Here is a 15,510-nt window from a genome sequence, read left to right on the forward strand (position 1 = left end):
GAGGAGGCGCCGGTGACGTCCGAGGACGACGTGACCTCCCGCGCCGCCCCCGGCGTCGTGGTCGAGGTGGGCGTGGTGGGCGCGGGCACGATGGGCGCGGGTATCGCCCAGGTCGCCGCGGCGGCAGGTCACCCGACCCTGCTGCTCGACGCCCGGTCCGGGGCCGCCGAGCGCGCCGTCGAGGCGGTGGCCGCCCGGCTCGAGCGCTCGGTCGCGAAGGGGCGGACGAGCCGCGAGGACGCCGACGCCCTGGTCGCGCGGCTGCGCCCGGTGGCCGCCGTGGCCGACCTCGCCGCCTGCGACGTCGTCGTCGAGGCCGTCGTGGAGGACCTCGACGTCAAGCGCCGCGTGCTCGCCGACCTCGAGGCGGTCGTCGCGCCGACCGCGCTCGTCGGCACGAACACCTCCTCGCTGTCGGTGGCCGACCTCGCCGCGACCGCCGCGAGGCCGCAGCGGGTCGTGGGCCTGCACTTCTTCAACCCGGCGCCGCTCATGCGGCTCGTCGAGGTCGTGCGGACCGACGCCGGCGACGACGCGACCGTGCGACGGGCCCTCGAGCTCGTGCGGGCCTGGGGCAAGGAGCCGGTCCTGTGCGCCTCGACGCCCGGCTTCGTCGTCAACCGGGTGGCCAGGCCGTTCTACGGCGAGGCGTTCCGGCTGCTCGCCCGCCCCGACCGCGACGGCCTCGACCCCGCCACCGTCGACGCGCTGCTCACGGGCGCGGGCGGCTTCCCGATGGGCCCGTGCGCGCTCACCGACCTCATCGGCCACGACGTCAACGCCGCGGTCAACCGCTCGGTGTGGCACGGCTTCGGGCAGGACCCGCGCTTCGAGCCGTCGAGCGTCCAGGACGCGCTCGTGGCGGCCGGGCACCTCGGCCGCAAGAGCGGCCTCGGGTTCTTCGACCACACCGAGGGCGCCGTACCCCCCGGACCGGCCACCGTGGAGCCCGCCGGCACGGGCGACGGCACCACGACGCCGGCGCTCGTGGCGGGACCCGGCCTGGCGGGGCTCGCGGCCCGCACCGGCTGGTCGCGTCCCGCCGACCCGGCCGCCGTCGAGGTCCGGCTCACCGACGGCCGGACGGCGGCGGACGTGGAGACGGCCACCGGCCGCCCCGTCGTGCTGCTCGACGCGGCCCGGGACTGGGACGCGGTGACCCGGGTCGGCGCGACCGCCTCCCCCGGCTGCCCGCCGGGCGCGCTGGGCGCGCTGGCCGCGGTGCTGTCGCCCGCGGGGGTGGCGCTGAGCCCGCTGCCGGACGTGCCCGGCCTGGTGGTCGCGCGCACGGCCGCCGCGCTGGTCAACGCGGCGGAGGACGCCGCCGAGGCGGGCGTCGCGAGCCGCGCGGACGTCGACCGCGCGATGGAGCTCGGCGCCGGGCACCCCGCGGGCCCGCTCGCGTGGGGCCAGGACCTCGGCGACGCCTGGGTGGTCGGCGTCCTCGACGCCCTGCACGCCGCCGAGCCGACCGGCCGCTACCGGGTCGCGGCGACCCTGCGCGCCCGCGCGATGCTCGCGGCGGACCGGGTGTCGACCGCGCTCGGCGTCGAGCTGGTCGAGGCCGGTCCGGGCCGCGGCGTCGTGCGCGCGGAGGTCACCGAGGAGCTCCTCAACGGCTTCGGCATCGTCCACGGCGGCGTCGTGTGCGTCGTCGCGGACACGGCCATGGCCGTCGCGTGCAACAGCCACGGGCCGCTGACGGTCGGCTCGGGCCTCGACGTCGTGTGGTGCTCCCCCGGTCGGGTCGGCGACGTGATCGTCGCGGAGGCCGTGGAACGGGCGCGATACGGCTCGGGGCGGCGCAACGGCGTGTACGACGTCACCGTCAGACGGGCCGACGGCACCCTCGTCGCCGAGGTCCGGGGACGCACGAGGACGGTCGGCCCCGTCGCCGACCCGGACGACCGAGGAGGTCACCCGTGACCGAGGAGAGCAGCACCGCCTGGCTCGTCGACGGCGTCCGGACGCCCGTGGGCCGCTACGGCGGCGCCCTGGCGGCCGTCCGCCCCGACGACCTCGCCGCGCACGTGCTGACCGCGCTGCGCGAGCGGCAGCCCGGCGTCGACTGGGACGCGGTCGACGAGGTCGTCCTCGGCTGCGCGAACCAGGCCGGCGAGGACAACCGCGACGTCGCCCGCATGGCGCTGCTGCTCGCCGGGCTGCCCGACACCACCCCCGGGATCACCGTCAACCGGCTGTGCGCGTCCGGCGCCGACGCCGTCGCGCACGCCGCGCGCATGGTCCGCACCGGGGAGGCCCACTGCGTCGTCGCGGGCGGCGTGGAGTCGATGAGCCGCGCCCCGTTCGTGATGGGCAAGGCGGAGACCGCGTTCGACCGGCGTGCGGAGGTGCACGACACGACGATCGGCTGGCGGTTCGTCAACCCCCGCATGCGCGAGGCGTACGGCACGGACTCGATGGGTGAGACCGCCGAGAACGTCGCCGAGGACCACGGCGTCGCCCGCGAGGACCAGGACGCGTACGCCCTGCGCTCGCAGCAGCGCTACGGCGCGGCGCGGGACGCGGGGTGGTTCGACGGCGAGGTCGTGCCGGTGCCCGTCGCCCAGCGGAAGGGTGAGCCCGTCGTCGTCGAGGCCGACGAGCACCCCCGCCCGGGCACGACCGCCGAGCAGCTCGCCCGGCTACGGCCGGCGTTCCGCGCCGGCGGGAGCGTCACCGCCGGCAACTCCTCCGGGGTCAACGACGGTGCGGCGGCGCTGCTCGTCGCGAGCGAGGCCTTCGTCGAGCGGCACGGCCTGGAGCCCCTCGCGCGGGTGAGCGGGGCCGCGAGCGCCGGGGTCCCGCCCCGCGTCATGGGTGTCGGCCCGGTGCCGGCCACCGAGAAGCTGCTCGGGCGCGCCGGGCTCGGGATCGGCGACGTCGACCTCGTCGAGCTCAACGAGGCGTTCGCCGCACAGGTCCTCGCCGTGCTGCGCGGGCTGGGCCTGCCGGACGACGCCGAGCACGTCAACCCGCACGGCGGCGCCATCGCGATCGGGCACCCGCTCGGCATGAGCGGGGCCAGGCTCGCGCTCACCGCCGCACGCGCGCTCGCCCACCGCGACGCCCGCCGCGCCGTCGTCACCATGTGCGTCGGGGTCGGGCAGGGCGTCTCGCTGCTGCTGGAACGCTGAGAAGGAGACCCGTGGCCGTGCTCGAGAGCTACGTCGCCGGCGCGTGGCGCACCCCGGACGACGAGGGCGCCCCCCTGCTCGACGCCGCGACCGGCGTGGAGGTCGCCCGCATCTCGCAGCGGCCCGTGGCCGCCGCCGACGCGGTCCGGCACGCCCGCGAGGTCGGCGGTCCCGCCCTGCGGGCGCTGACGTTCCACGAGCGCGCCATGCTCGTCAAGGAGCTCGCGCTCGCGCTCAAGCAGCACACCGAGGAGCTGTACGAGCTGTCGTACTCGACGGGCTGCACGGCGCGGGACACCGCGGTCGACGTCGACGGCGGCATCGTCACCATGCTCGGCATGTCGTCGGTGGCGCGGAAGACGCTGCCCAACGACGTCGTGGCCACCGACGGGCCCGTCGAGCGGGTGAGCCGCGGCGGCACGTTCCTCGCCCAGCACGTGTGGACGCCGCTGCGCGGTGTCGCCGTGCAGGTCAACGCCTACAACTTCCCGGTCTGGGGCGCGCTGGAGAAGCTCGCGCCCGCGCTCGTCGCGGGGGTGCCGAGCATCGTGAAGCCGGCCGAGCAGACCTCCTACGTCACCGAGCGGATGGTGCGGCTGGCGCTGGGGACCGGGATCCTCCCCGAGGGCGCGCTGCAGCTGCTCGTGGGCGCTCCCGACGGCCTGCTCGACGCCCTCGACGCCCAGGACCTGCTCGGCTTCACCGGCTCCGCCGAGACCGCGGCCGTGCTGCGCGCCCACCCGGCCGTGGTCCACCGCGGGGTCCGGTTCACCGCCGAGGCCGACTCGCTCAACGCGGCGGTCCTCGGCCCGGACGCGACCCCCGGCACGCCGGAGCTCGACCTCTTCGTCAAGGAGGTCGCCCGGGAGATGACGGTCAAGGCGGGGCAGAAGTGCACCGCCGTGCGGCGGGCGTTCGTGCCGTCGTCGCTCCTGGCCGACGTCGAGGAAGCCCTCGCCGCGCGGCTCGCCGGCGCCCCGCTCGGCGACCCGAGGGACCCCGCCACCCGGGTGGGCGCCCTCGTCGACCTCGAGCAGCGCGACGCGGTGCGCGAGGCCGTCCGGCGGATAGCGGTGGACGCCACCGTCGTGCACGGCTCGCTGGAGCCGACGGTGGTCGACGGCCTCGAGCGCGGCGCGTTCATGGCGCCGGTCCTGCTGCGCGCCGGCGACGCGCGCCGCAGCGCCGCGCACGAGGTCGAGCCGTTCGGGCCCGTCGCCTCGCTCATGGCCTACGACAGCGCCGAGGAGGTCGTCGACCTGCTCGCCCTCGGCCGCGGCTCGCTCGTCGCGAGCGTCGTGAGCCACGACCCGGAGTTCGTGCGGAGCGTCGTGCTCGGGTCCGCGGCGTACCACGGCCGGATCCACGTGCTCGACCGCGACGACGCGGCGGAGTCGACCGGGCACGGCAGCCCGCTGCCGCACCTCGTGCACGGCGGTCCCGGTCGCGCCGGCGGCGGCGAGGAGCTCGGCGGCGTCCGCGGGGTGTTCCACCACATGCAGCGCACCGCCGTCCAGGGCTCCCCCGACATGCTGACGGCCGTCACCGGGCAGTGGGTCGCGGGCTCGGTCCGCCGCACCGAGGGCCCGCACCCGTTCCGGAGGTCGATGGCGGAGCTGACGGTCGGCGACGGGTTCGTGTCCGGCTGGCACGACGTGACGGCCGAGGACATCGACTCCTTCGCCGCCATGACCGGCGACACGTTCTACGCCCACACCGACCCCGAGGCCGCCGCCGCGAACCCGATCTTCGGCGGCATCGTCGCGCACGGGTACTGGGTGCTGTCGCGCGCGGCCGGGCTGTTCGTCGACCCGGCGCCCGGGCCGGTGCTCGCGAACACCGGCCTGGAGAACCTGCGCTTCACCGAGCCGGTCCGGGTCGGCGACCGGATCCGGGTCGCCCTCACGTGCAAGGCGCTCAACCCGCGCGAGCACGCCGACTACGGCGAGGTGCGCTGGGACGCGCAGGTCACCAACGACCGCGACGAGCTGTGCGCGACGTACACCCTGCTCACGATGGTGAACAAGCGCCCGGGCGGCTGAGTCGTGCGGAACCGGGAGGGGCCCACCGCGCGTCCCACCGGCGTGAGCAACGAACGGCTCTTCTGGACCGCGGCGGTGATCGGGGCGCTGCTGCCCTTCCCCGTCGCGCTGCTCGCGCTCGTGTGGCGACCCGCGGAGGCCGTCGCGCCCCTGCTCACGCCGGGCCTCGTGCTGCTCGCCCCGCTCGGCGGCGTGACGGCGGGCTGGCCGGCGCTCGTCACCGTGCTGCTGGCCTCGGCGGCGAACGGCCTCGTCGCGGGGGTGGGCGCGCTCCTCGTGCGACGCGTGTGGGGCATGCTGCGCCGGTGACCCTGCCGCTCGCCCTCGTCCGCCCCGTCTCGCCCCGGCTCGCCGAGGCCGAGCTCAGCTTCCTCGACCGCGTCGCCATCGACCCCGAGCGGGCGGCGGCGCAGCACGCGGGCTACGTCGACCTGCTCCGGCGGCTGGGGCACGACGTCATCGAGGTGGCCGCGGCGCCCGAGCACCCGGACGGCACGTTCGTCGAGGACGCGGCCGTCGTGGTGGACGACCTCGCGGTCTGCACCCGGCCGGGCGCCGCGAGCAGGCGCGGCGAGGTCGACTCCGTCCGGGCCGCGCTCGAGGGGCTCGGGCTGCGGACGGTCCGGATGAGCGAGCCCGCGACCCTCGACGGCGGCGACGTGCTGCAGGTCGGCCCGACCGTCTTCGTGGGGCTCGGCGGGCGCACCAACGCCGCGGGCGTCGCGGCCCTGGAGGAGGCGCTGGCCCCGCTCGGCCGCACGGTCGTGCCCGTGACGGTCACCGGCTGCCTGCACCTCAAGAGCGGCGCGACGGCCCTGCCCGACGGCACCGTGGTCGCGGTGACGTCGTGGCTCGACACGGCGCCCTTCGAGGCCGCGGGTCTGCAGGTCGTGGAGGCGCCGGAGCCCGCCGGGGCGGACCTGCTGCTGAGCGGCGACCGGGTCGTGGTGTCCGCCGCCGCCCCGCGCACCGCGGCGATGGTCCGCACGCTCGGCTTCGAGGCGCACCCGGTCGAGATCGACGAGCTGGAGAAGGCCGAGTGCGGCGTCACGTGCCTCTCGGTGCTCGTCAGCCCTCCGGCCGGCTGAGCGCGCCCGGACCGAAGGCGTCCGTGACCCACTCCCACCCCGGCGCGGGCGAGTCGACCCGCGGGTCGGCGACGGACCGCCCGTCGCGCCGGGCCTTGACGACGGCGCGGTCGAGCGCCAGGCGCGCCCGCACCTCCTCGCCCACCGCTACCGAGCCGTGCCCGGGCACCGCCGCACGCACCCGGTCGGCGACCCCGTCGAGGGCGTCCAGGCCCGCGAGGTACTCCCCGAGCGGGTCGTCGGAGTCGTCCGGCATGGGCGGCAGGACGTCCGACAGCATGTCGCCGGCCACGAGCACGCCCGCGTCCTCCACGAGCAGGGCGGCATGGCCGGGGCTGTGCGCGGGGTGCTCGATCACCCGCACGGGCGGGCCGTCCCACGGCACGCGCGTCGCCCGGGCGGGCAGCGCGGTGAGCAGCCCGTACAGCTCGACCGGCACCTCGTCGGCGATCTCGGACGGCAGGCCCTCGGCCACGCGCTCGCGCCAGGCCGGGTCGGCGCGCAGCGAACGGACCTGCTCGACGCAGCGGGTGGTCCCGTAGCGCGGCACGTCGCCGAGCGCCTCGTGCCACAGCACGTGGTCCCAGTCCGGGTGCGTGGCGAACCCCGCGACGACGCGCCGGCCGCTGCGCGCGAGGTCGTCGGCGAGGCACGTCAGCTCGCTCGCGGTGAGGCCGGGGTCGACGAGCAGCACACCCGTCGGGCCGTCGACGACGACGGCGTTGTTGGCGAGCAGGGCGCTGCGGTGGACCAGCACGCCGTCGGCGACCGGTTCGAGCCCGTGGGTGTCCGTCACGACCGTTTCGACCACCGGTCCCGCCAGGACTCATCGGCGGGCCGCCGCCTACGAGGTGGTGCCGAAGGTGTGCAGCGTCGTGGAGCGGAGCACCTCGCCCGGGCGGAGCACGGTCGAGGGGTACGAGGGACGGTTCGGCGAGTCCGGCCAGTGCTGGGTCTCCAGGCACAGCCCGTCGCCCTGCCGCATGACCCGCCCGTCGCGGCCGGCGACCGTGCCGGGCAGCTGGTTGCCGGTGTAGACCTGCAGGCCGGGCTCGTCGGTGCGGACCTCGAGGGTGCGCCCGCTCGCGGGGTCGTGCACGCGGGCGGCGAGCGCGAGGCCGTCGGCGCCGTCGTCACCGCTGTCGGCCCCGTCGAGCACGTAGCAGTGGTCGAACCCGCCGGCCAGGCGCAGCTGCTCGTCGCCGTGCCGCACGCGGTCGCCGAGCCGCGCGCCGTCGCGCAGGTCGAACACCGTGCCCTCGACCGGGACCGGGTCGCCGAGGGGCACGAACGCGTCGTCGACGGGCAGGTAGCGCGCCGCGGGCACCGTGAGCACGTGGTCGTCGACCGTGCCGGTGCCCGGACCGGCGAGGTTCCAGTACGCGTGGTTCGTGAGGGTGACGACGGTCGGGGCGTCGGTCGTCGCCTCGTACGCCAGCCGCAGGCCGTCGTCGTCGAGGGTGACGGTGACGGCCACGTCGACGGCCCCCGGGAAGCCCATGTCGCCGTCGGGGCTGCGGAGCCGCAGCGCGACGCCGTCGGCGGCCTCCTCGGCGTCCCACACCCGTGTGTGGAAGCCGTCCGCGCCGCCGTGGAGGGTCGCGGTGCCGTGGTTCTGCGGCAGCCGGTGCTCAGTGCCGTCGAGGGTGAACCGCCCGCCGCCGATCCGGTTGGCGTAGCGCCCGACGGTCGCGCCGAGGAAGGCCCGGTCCCCGAGGTACCCCGCGAGGTCGTCGTAGCCGAGCGTCACCTCGCCGGGGCGGCCGTCGCGGTCGGGCACGACGACCGACTGCAGCCGGGCGCCGTAGGTGAGCACCGTGACCGCGAGCGGACCATGGGACAGGTCGAGCGCGTGGACCTCGACGCCGTCCGGCGTCGTGCCGACCGGGCGTCGTACGAGCTCGCTCACCGCTGGACCCCCGTCGCCGTCACGGCCGCGAGCATAGGGCGACGGTCGGGCCCCGGACCCCGGTGCCCTCGGTCGCGCCGGCCGTCGGGCGGCCACGACGTCACACCCGACGGCCCCCGCCGCCGACGAGGGACGTGCGGGGGCCGTCTCAGGTGTGGCTGTGGCGGGCGGGTCGCCGCCTCAGCGGCGCTCGTCGGACGAGCCGGCCCCGGCGGGGCGCGCAGCCAGGCCGTCGGCCTCGCGCACGTCGACCTCGTGCGGGCGGTCCGCCCGGTGCCGGCCGTCGGTCGAGCCGTCGGTCGAGCCGTCGGTCGAGCCGTCGTCGAGCCTCGCCGTGCCCGCCTGGTGGTCGGCGTGCGTCCGGTCCTCGTGGGTGCGGTCGTCGGACCGGCTGTCGTCGGCCTGTCCGACGTGGCCGCGCTCGTCGTGGCCGTGCCCGTCGTCGCCGCGCCCGTCGTGCCCGGCCGCCACCGGCCCGCCGTCCCGGGCCGCGGCGGCGCCCGGCGCGTCGGCCACGTCGTCGACGAGGGTGTCGAACAGCCGCCGGTAGAAGACGAAGGCCTGCCGCAGGTCCTCGGTGCCGCCCTCTCCGGAGCGGTAGCGCTCCCGGTACGCCTCGGCCCCTCGGTGGTTCTCCACGACGTCGCCGTGGTCGGCGCGGTCCGCCGCGAGCATGCGCGCCCGCTCGTCGGTGTCCTCGGTGGGGTAGCCGCGCTCGTGCATGACGTCGAGCACGAGGCTGCGGGCGCTCTCGACCGCCTCGACGGGCGCGTCGACGAACATCGCCTGCACGGTCGACCACTGCTCGGTGCGGCGCGCCCGCGAGGAGCTCGTGAGCGGACGGATGTCGAGCCCGTCTCGGCGCTCGGCCGCCTGCTGCAGCTCGCGCTCGGCCTCGCGGCGGTCGTCGGCCTCGCTCACGGTCCGCTCGTACTCGGGACCGAAGCGCTCCTGCAGCTCCTCGCTGCGGCGCCGGTCGTCCTTGCGGCGCACGGCGCGGCCGACGACGGCGACCGCGACGAGCACGAGCACGGCCAGCACGACGACCGTGACGACGGTGGCGGTGTCCATGGTGTCCTCCCTCGCGCGGTCGGCGCGGAGGTGGGGCCACCTCCGGGCGACGTCGGCCCGCGCGCGGTCGGAGTACCCGGATCGCCCGCTGTCAACCCCTGGCGCGCACGGATCGCCCGGGAGGGCTCAGGTGTCGGGCCCCGCGGCCGATGAGGCAGGTGCGGGCCGACCGGCCCGGCCCACCGAGACGACGAGGCGCTCCATGACCTTCGCCCAGCTCCTGCAGAACGGCTTCCGTCCGTCGACGACGCAGGCCGACATCAACGCGGCCCTCGCCGACGAGGGCAACCCGCTGCGAGCGACGCTCGACAGCCTGGCCGGCAACTGCTTCATCGCCGACCTGTCGCTCACGCTCGTCTACATGAACCGTCGAGCGCGCACCACGGTGCAGGAGATCTCCGGCGCGGTCCGCCAGGCGTTCGGCATGAGCGTCGAGCAGCTGCTCGGCGGCTCCATCCACCGCTTCCACAAGGACCCCGCGCGGATCGACCGGATCCTCGCCGACCCCGCCCAGCTGCCCCGCGAGGCCGTCTTCGGCTTCGGCGGCAGGACGCTGCGCACGAGCATCAACGCCATCACCGACCAGACCGGCAACCGCCTCGGCTTCGTCGTGCTGTGGGACGACGTCTCGGGCCGCAACGCCTCCGCCGACGCCGCCTTCGCCGACGTGCGGCAGGCCACCGAGCGCATCGGCACCGTGTCCGGGCGCCTCCTCGAGGTCGCGGCCGACACCTCCGGGCAGGCCGACAGCGCCGCCGCCGCGACCGAGGAGATGCGCGCGGCCGTCGGGTCGATCTCGCAGTCCTCGGTGCACGTCGGCTCGCAGGTCCGCGAGACGATGGCCGCCACCAGCGAGGGCGTGCAACGCATGGAGGACCTCCAGCGCTCGAGCCAGGAGATCGGCGACTTCCTCCGCCTCATCACGACGGTCGCCGACCAGACGAAGCTGCTCGCGCTCAACGCGACGATCGAGGCGGCGCGCGCGGGCGAGGCCGGACGCGGCTTCGCCGTGGTCGCCGAGGAGGTCAAGCAGCTCGCCGGCACCACGTCGAGCTCCATCAGCGACATCGAGCAGCGCATCGAGGCCATCCAGCGCGCCGCGCAGGAGGCCGTCACCACCCTCGCGCGCATCTCGAGCCTCGTCGACGGCATCAACGAGTCGCAGGACACGGTCGCGGCCGCCATCGAGCAGCAGTCCGCCGTCACGTCCGAGATCGCGGCCGCGATCGCGCACATCGCCTCCGGCGCGCGCGAGACGGTCGAGCAGTCCGAGCTGATCCCGCAGGCCGCCGCCGAGGTCACCGCCGAGGCGACGACGCTCCACGAGATCATCCTCAAGTCCTGACGCGCGCCCGTCAGGCCCACCGACACGGCCGCCCCGGGGTATCCCGGGGCGGCCGTCGCCATGCGGGTCGGACCCGGGCGGGTCGGCCCGCCGCGACGCACTCCCGGCGCCATGTTACCGTCGAGTAACCTACGTGGACGTAGGTAGAAGGAGGCGGTTCCCGTGGTCGACGTCCCCACCCTGGTCCGGCTGCTCGACGGTGAGCACCACACGCTGCGCACCGAGCTGCGCGAGGTCCACCGTGCCGAGTGGTTCACCCCCCGCGAGCACGCGGAGCGCGAAGCGCACCGGGCCTGGGTGCTCGAGGCGATGCACCGGATGGCGGACCTGCCCCAGCAGAAGCTCGGGTTCCCGCGCGAGTTCGGCGGGCAGGACGACGTGGGCGCCTCGGTCGCCGCCTACGAGATGCTCGCGACGGGCGACCTCTCCCTCACCGTCAAGGCGGGCGTGCAGTGGGGCCTGTTCGGCGGGGCGGTGCAGGCGCTCGGCGGACCCGAGCAGCACCGTCGTCTCGTGCCCGGGCTCATGAACATGTCGGTGACGGGCTGCTTCGCCATGACCGAGAGCGACCACGGGTCCGACGTGTCGTCGCTGCGGACGACGGCCACCTACGACACCGAGGCCGAGGAGTTCGTCGTCCACACCCCGGACCGCGGCGCGTGGAAGGACTACATCGGCAACGCCGCGCGCGACGGGGACACCGCCGTGGTGTTCGCCCAGCTCGTCGTGGGCGGGCAGGAGCACGGCGTGCACGCGCTCGTCGTGCCGATCCGCGACCCCGACGGCCGCCCGTGCCCCGGCGTGACGATCGAGGACTGCGGGGGCAAGGCCGGTCTCGCCGGGGTCGACAACGGCCGGCTCGCCTTCGACTCGGTCCGGGTGCCGCGGGAGGCCCTGCTCGACCGCTTCGCGCAGGTGTCGGCCGACGGCACGTACGCCAGCGACATCAGGTCCCGCAACGCCCGCTTCTTCACCATGCTCGGTGCGCTCGTGCGGGGCCGGGTCAGCATCTCCGGCGCCGCCCTCAGCGCCACGAAGGTCGGGCTCGCCGCGGCCGTGCGCCACGGCGACCGCCGTCGCCAGTTCACCGACCCGGTGGCCGGGCACGAGATCCTGCTGCTGGACCACCCCGCCCACCAGCGCCGGCTGCTGCCGCCGCTCGCGCGGACCTACGCCGTCGCCTTCGCGCAGCAGCAGCTCGTCGCCGACCTGCAGGCCGTGCACGAGGGCCGCCGCGACGAGGCCGCGCGCCGGGTGCTCGAGACCGACGCCGCCGCGCTCAAGGCCGCGAGCACGTGGCACGCCGTCCGCACGCTGCAGACGGCGCGCGAGTCCTGCGGCGGTGCGGGCTACCTGTCGAGCAGCCCGCTCGGGCGCCTGCGCGCCGACACCGACGTGTTCGCCACCTTCGAGGGCGACAACACCGTGCTGTGCCAGCTGGTCGCGAAGAACCTCGTCGGCGACCTCGCCGCCCGCTCCCGGGGGGCGGCCGGGCAGGCGCGCTCGGCCCTGCGGGCCCTGCGCCTGCGCCTCGGTGACCGGCTGCCGCCGCTGGCCCGCGGCGGGCTGCGTGGCGACGCGGCGACGGAGCTGCTGCACGAGCGGCGCGAGCACCTGCTCGCCTCGCTCGCGGCCCGGCTGCGCCACGCCCGCGCGCTGCCCGACCCGGCCGCGGCCGCCCGGGCGACCGCCGCCACCCAGCAGCACATGGTCGCCGTCGGGCTCGCGCACGCCGACGTGCTCCTCGCGGCCGGCTTCGACCGGGCGGTGGCCCGGGCCGAGGCGGTGGCCGACGACGCGACCCTCGCGGTGCTGCGGCAGGTGCGTGAGCTGTTCCTGCTCGCGACCGTCGAGGAGGACCTCGGCTGGTTCCTCACCCACGGCCGGGTCCGCCGGCACGAGGCGCGCGTCCTGCGCGACCGGATCACGGGGCTGTGCGCGGCCCTGCGCCCGGTCGCGGTCGACCTCGTCGACGGCTTCGCGGTCGAGCCCGTCCGGGCCGCCGACCGGGAGACGGCCGGGCTCGCGGCCTGAGCCGCCCAGGGCACGCGTCCGGCCCCGCGAGGGGCCCGGGCGCGTCCGCGTCTCAGGCCAGCGAGTCCGCCGCGAGCGCGTCGAGGACCACGTCGGGGTTCTCGCGCTCGATGCGCTGCAGGCGCCACCGGTCGGGGAAGAGCGCGAAGTGGTCCCCGTCGAGGCTCGTCAGCACCTCGACGCCGGGCACCGCGTCGAGCAGCGCGCGGTGCTCGGCCGTCGTGCGCCGGGCGATCTGGTACGGCAGCGGCTCCAGCGTCACCTCGCAGCCGAACTCGCCGGCCATGCGGTGCTGCACGACGTCGAACTGCATGGGCCCGACCGCGGCGAGCACCGGTGCGGGCTCCCCGCGCAGGTCGGAGCGCAGCGTCTGCACGACGCCCTCGTGGTGCAGCTCGGTGATGCCCCGCTGGAACTGCTTGTAGCGGCCGAGGTCCTTGGCCCGGCACACCGCGAAGTGCTCTGGGGCGAACGTCGGGATCGGCGGGTACTCGACCTTGCGGCCGGAGTACAGCGTGTCGCCGACCCGCACGCCGGTCGCGTTGACGATGGCAACGACGTCACCGGGCCACGCGTCCTCGACCCCGGAGCGGGTGCCGCCGAAGACGCGGTGGGCGTACTTGGTGCCGACGGCCTTGCCCGTGCGGGCGTTGACGACGTTCTCCCCGCGCTGGAAGCGTCCGGAGCTCACGCGGATGAAGGCGACGTGGTCGCGGTGCGCCGCGTCCATGCCGGCCTGCACCTTGAACACCTGCCCGCTGAACGGCTCGGTTACCGCGCGCACGCCGCCGCCGGCCGCGGGCCGGTCCGCGGGCGGGGGCGCGGTGTCGACGAGCAGGTCGAGCAGCTGCTCGACGCCGCGGTTGAGCACGGCGGCGGCGAAGACGACCGGCGTGGTGCGTCCGGCCCGGAAGGTGGCGTCGTCGTGGCGGCCGTTGCTGTCCAGGACGAGCTCGACCTCCTCCTGCGCGGTCGCGAGGAGGTCGCCGTCGCGGTCGAGGCCCGCCTGCAGCGACATGGGCGTCCACGTCGTACGGGTCGCCCCGCCGGAGCCCTCGTCGAAGGCGATGTAGGCGGCCTCGGCGGGCGTGCCATCACGCAGGTCGAGCAGGCCGCGGAAGTCCCCGCCGATGCCGACCGGCCAGAGCACGGGCGTCGGGACCATGCCCGTGACGGTCTGGAACTCGTCGAGCAGCTCCAGCGCCTCCCGGCCCGGCCGGTCCCACTTGTTGACGACCGTCACGATGGGCAGCCCGCGCAGCCGGCACACCTCGAACAGCTTGACGGTCTGCCGCTCCATGCCCTTCGCGGCGTCCACGAGCATGACCGCGGAGTCGACGGCGGTGAGGACGCGGTAGGTGTCCTCGGAGAAGTCGGCGTGGCCGGGGGTGTCGAGCAGGTTGACGACCCGGTCGCGGTAGGTGAACTGCAGCGCCGCGGAGGTGATGGAGATGCCCCGGGCCTTCTCCATGTCGAGCCAGTCGCTGACGACCCCCCGCCGACCGCCCTTGCCCTGCACGATGCCGGCCTGCCCGATCGCGCCACCGTGGAGGGCGAGCGCCTCGGTGAGGGTCGACTTGCCCGCGTCGGGGTGGCTGATGACGGCGAAGGTGCGCCGGCGGGAGGCGGCCTCCAGCGGCGCGGTGCCGTCGGCGTCGGTCGCCGGGGGCGCCGGCAGGTCGGTGGCGGTCATCGCCTCCAGGGTACGGCTCGGGGCGACCGCGACCGCCGGGTCGCCCGGGCCGGTCCGCCTCAGCGGTGCGACAGCCCGAGCAGCTCCAGCGCGCGGTTGTGCGCGGCCGGCACCGCCTCCGCCTCGCTCACCGGGCCGGGCGGCGTGCCGTCGCCGAACGGGCTGCCACCGAGCTCCTCACGGTGGTGCGGGGTCGCCCACACCCGCTCGTCGGGCCCCTTCGGCACGATGCCGGTCGGGTTGATGTCGAGGTGCGTGGCGTAGTAGTGCTGCTTGATCTGCACGAAGTCCTGCGTGTCGCCGAAGCCGGGGGTCTGGAACAGGTCGCGGGCGTAGGCCCACAGGACCGGCATCTCCGTCAGCTTCGACCGGTTGCACTTGAAGTGGCCGTGGTACACGGCGTCGAAGCGCGCGAGCGTGGTGAACAGGCGGACGTCGGCCTCGGTGATCGAGTCGCCGACGAGGTAGCGGCGCCGCTCCAGCCGCTCGCTCAGGGCGTCGAGCCGCGAGAACAGCGCGTCGTACGCGCGCTCGTAGGACGCCTGCTTCCCCGCGAAGCCGCACTTGTAGACCCCGTTGTTGACGTCCTCGTAGAAGGAGTCCGCGACCTCGAGGATCTCCTCGCGGTGCTCCTCGGGGAACAGGTCGGGCGCGCCGTCGCGGTGGTGCGCGATCCACTGCGTCGACAGGTCGAGCGTGAGCTGCGGGTGGTCGTTCGTGACGACCTCGCCGCTGCGCTCGTCGACCAGCGCCGGGACGGTGATGCCCTTGGGGTAGCCGGGGAAGCGCTTCTCGTAGGCGTCCTTCAGCCGCGGGACGCCGAGCACCGGGTCGACCTCGCCCGGGTCGAGGTCGAAGGTCCACGAGTCGGCGTCGTGCACCGGCCCGGCGACGGCGAGGGAGATGGCGTCCTCGAGGCCGAGCAGGCGCCGGTCGATGAGGGCGCGGTTGGCCCACGGGCACGCGCGGGCGACGACCAGCCGGTACCGGCCCGCCTCGACCGGCCACTCCCCGTCCCGGGTGGGCTGGGCCACCACCCGGTCGGGGATGTACTGCGTGTCACGCTGGAAGGAGTCCTCGATGTACTTCTGCTGCGCGGGAGCCACACCCCGACGCTAGGCAGCGCGAGGCCCGACGGCACGTCGAGGACCGCGACGCGCCCCGTGTCCTGCTGGCGCCCGGGGCAAATGC

12 protein-coding genes are annotated in these 15,510 nt (G+C 75.8%); 7 read left to right on the plus strand and 5 right to left on the minus strand.

Annotation, left to right across the window (positions count from 1 at the left end; all coding sequences use genetic code 11):
* The first annotated feature begins 12 nt into the window (after positions 1 to 12).
* From WAA21_RS03470 to WAA21_RS03490, 5 genes are read left to right on the plus strand one after another with little or no spacing between them, the layout of a single operon-like run.
* Entirely contained in the window at positions 13 to 1,926 is a 1,914-nt protein-coding gene (locus WAA21_RS03470; RefSeq protein WP_336921363.1) for a 3-hydroxyacyl-CoA dehydrogenase, read from the plus strand.
* Positions 1,923 to 3,137 carry a 3-oxoadipyl-CoA thiolase gene (gene pcaF / locus WAA21_RS03475; RefSeq protein ID WP_336921364.1) on the plus strand — a complete coding sequence of 405 codons (1,215 nt, stop codon included), beginning with the start codon at positions 1,923 to 1,925 and terminating at the stop codon, positions 3,135 to 3,137. The genes WAA21_RS03470 and pcaF overlap by 4 nt, the downstream gene beginning before the upstream one ends.
* 11 nt (positions 3,138 to 3,148) lie before the next feature.
* Positions 3,149 to 5,179, plus strand: a complete 2,031-nt coding sequence (gene paaZ / locus WAA21_RS03480; RefSeq protein ID WP_336921365.1) for a phenylacetic acid degradation bifunctional protein PaaZ — start codon at positions 3,149 to 3,151, stop codon at positions 5,177 to 5,179.
* A gap of 3 nt (positions 5,180 to 5,182) precedes the next feature.
* Positions 5,183 to 5,488, plus strand: coding sequence for a hypothetical protein (locus WAA21_RS03485; protein WP_336921366.1), 306 nt, complete (start codon positions 5,183 to 5,185; stop codon positions 5,486 to 5,488).
* Positions 5,485 to 6,267: a dimethylarginine dimethylaminohydrolase family protein gene (locus tag WAA21_RS03490; RefSeq protein ID WP_336921367.1), complete on the plus strand. Its 783-nt coding sequence runs from the start codon at positions 5,485 to 5,487 to the stop codon at positions 6,265 to 6,267. Before WAA21_RS03485 ends, WAA21_RS03490 begins: the two co-directional genes overlap by 4 nt.
* Here the strand turns inward: WAA21_RS03490 and WAA21_RS03495 are convergent.
* The 3 genes from WAA21_RS03495 to WAA21_RS03505 all read right to left on the minus strand — a co-directional run bounded on the left by WAA21_RS03495 (position 6,248) and on the right by WAA21_RS03505 (position 9,247).
* Positions 6,248 to 7,063: an MBL fold metallo-hydrolase gene (locus WAA21_RS03495; protein WP_336921368.1), complete on the minus strand. Its 816-nt coding sequence runs from the start codon at positions 7,061 to 7,063 to the stop codon at positions 6,248 to 6,250. The two genes, WAA21_RS03490 and WAA21_RS03495, sit on opposite strands and share 20 nt — an antisense overlap.
* Positions 7,064 to 7,111: 48 nt before the next feature.
* Positions 7,112 to 8,176 (minus strand): aldose epimerase family protein, encoded by a 1,065-nt coding sequence (locus tag WAA21_RS03500; RefSeq protein ID WP_336921369.1) that lies wholly within the window; start codon positions 8,174 to 8,176, stop codon positions 7,112 to 7,114.
* Positions 8,177 to 8,356: 180 nt separating this feature from the next.
* The gene (locus WAA21_RS03505; RefSeq protein WP_336921370.1) at positions 8,357 to 9,247 is read right to left on the minus strand and encodes a hypothetical protein; all 891 of its coding nucleotides are present in this window, start codon (positions 9,245 to 9,247) and stop codon (positions 8,357 to 8,359) included.
* A gap of 202 nt (positions 9,248 to 9,449) precedes the next feature.
* Between WAA21_RS03505 and WAA21_RS03510 the strand changes: the two genes are divergently transcribed.
* Both WAA21_RS03510 and WAA21_RS03515 read left to right on the plus strand, forming a co-directional pair.
* A complete protein-coding gene (locus tag WAA21_RS03510; RefSeq protein ID WP_336921371.1) occupies positions 9,450 to 10,592 on the plus strand; it encodes a methyl-accepting chemotaxis protein in 1,143 nt (380 codons plus the stop codon).
* A gap of 162 nt (positions 10,593 to 10,754) precedes the next feature.
* Positions 10,755 to 12,626: an acyl-CoA dehydrogenase family protein gene (locus WAA21_RS03515; protein WP_336921372.1), complete on the plus strand. Its 1,872-nt coding sequence runs from the start codon at positions 10,755 to 10,757 to the stop codon at positions 12,624 to 12,626.
* Positions 12,627 to 12,678: 52 nt separating this feature from the next.
* On the opposite strand, the gene WAA21_RS03520 is transcribed toward WAA21_RS03515, so the two are convergent.
* Together WAA21_RS03520 and WAA21_RS03525 are read right to left on the minus strand one after the other, a co-directional pair.
* Positions 12,679 to 14,319, minus strand: a complete 1,641-nt coding sequence (locus tag WAA21_RS03520) for a peptide chain release factor 3 (RefSeq protein WP_336921373.1) — start codon at positions 14,317 to 14,319, stop codon at positions 12,679 to 12,681.
* Between the two features lie 59 nt (positions 14,320 to 14,378).
* Positions 14,379 to 15,425 (minus strand): glutathione S-transferase family protein, encoded by a 1,047-nt coding sequence (locus WAA21_RS03525; RefSeq protein WP_336921374.1) that lies wholly within the window; start codon positions 15,423 to 15,425, stop codon positions 14,379 to 14,381.
* Between the last annotated feature and the right edge of the window lie 85 nt (positions 15,426 to 15,510).

It is taken from the genome of Aquipuribacter sp. SD81, assembly GCF_037153975.1.
GTDB lineage: Bacteria > Actinomycetota > Actinomycetes > Actinomycetales > JBBAYJ01 > Aquipuribacter.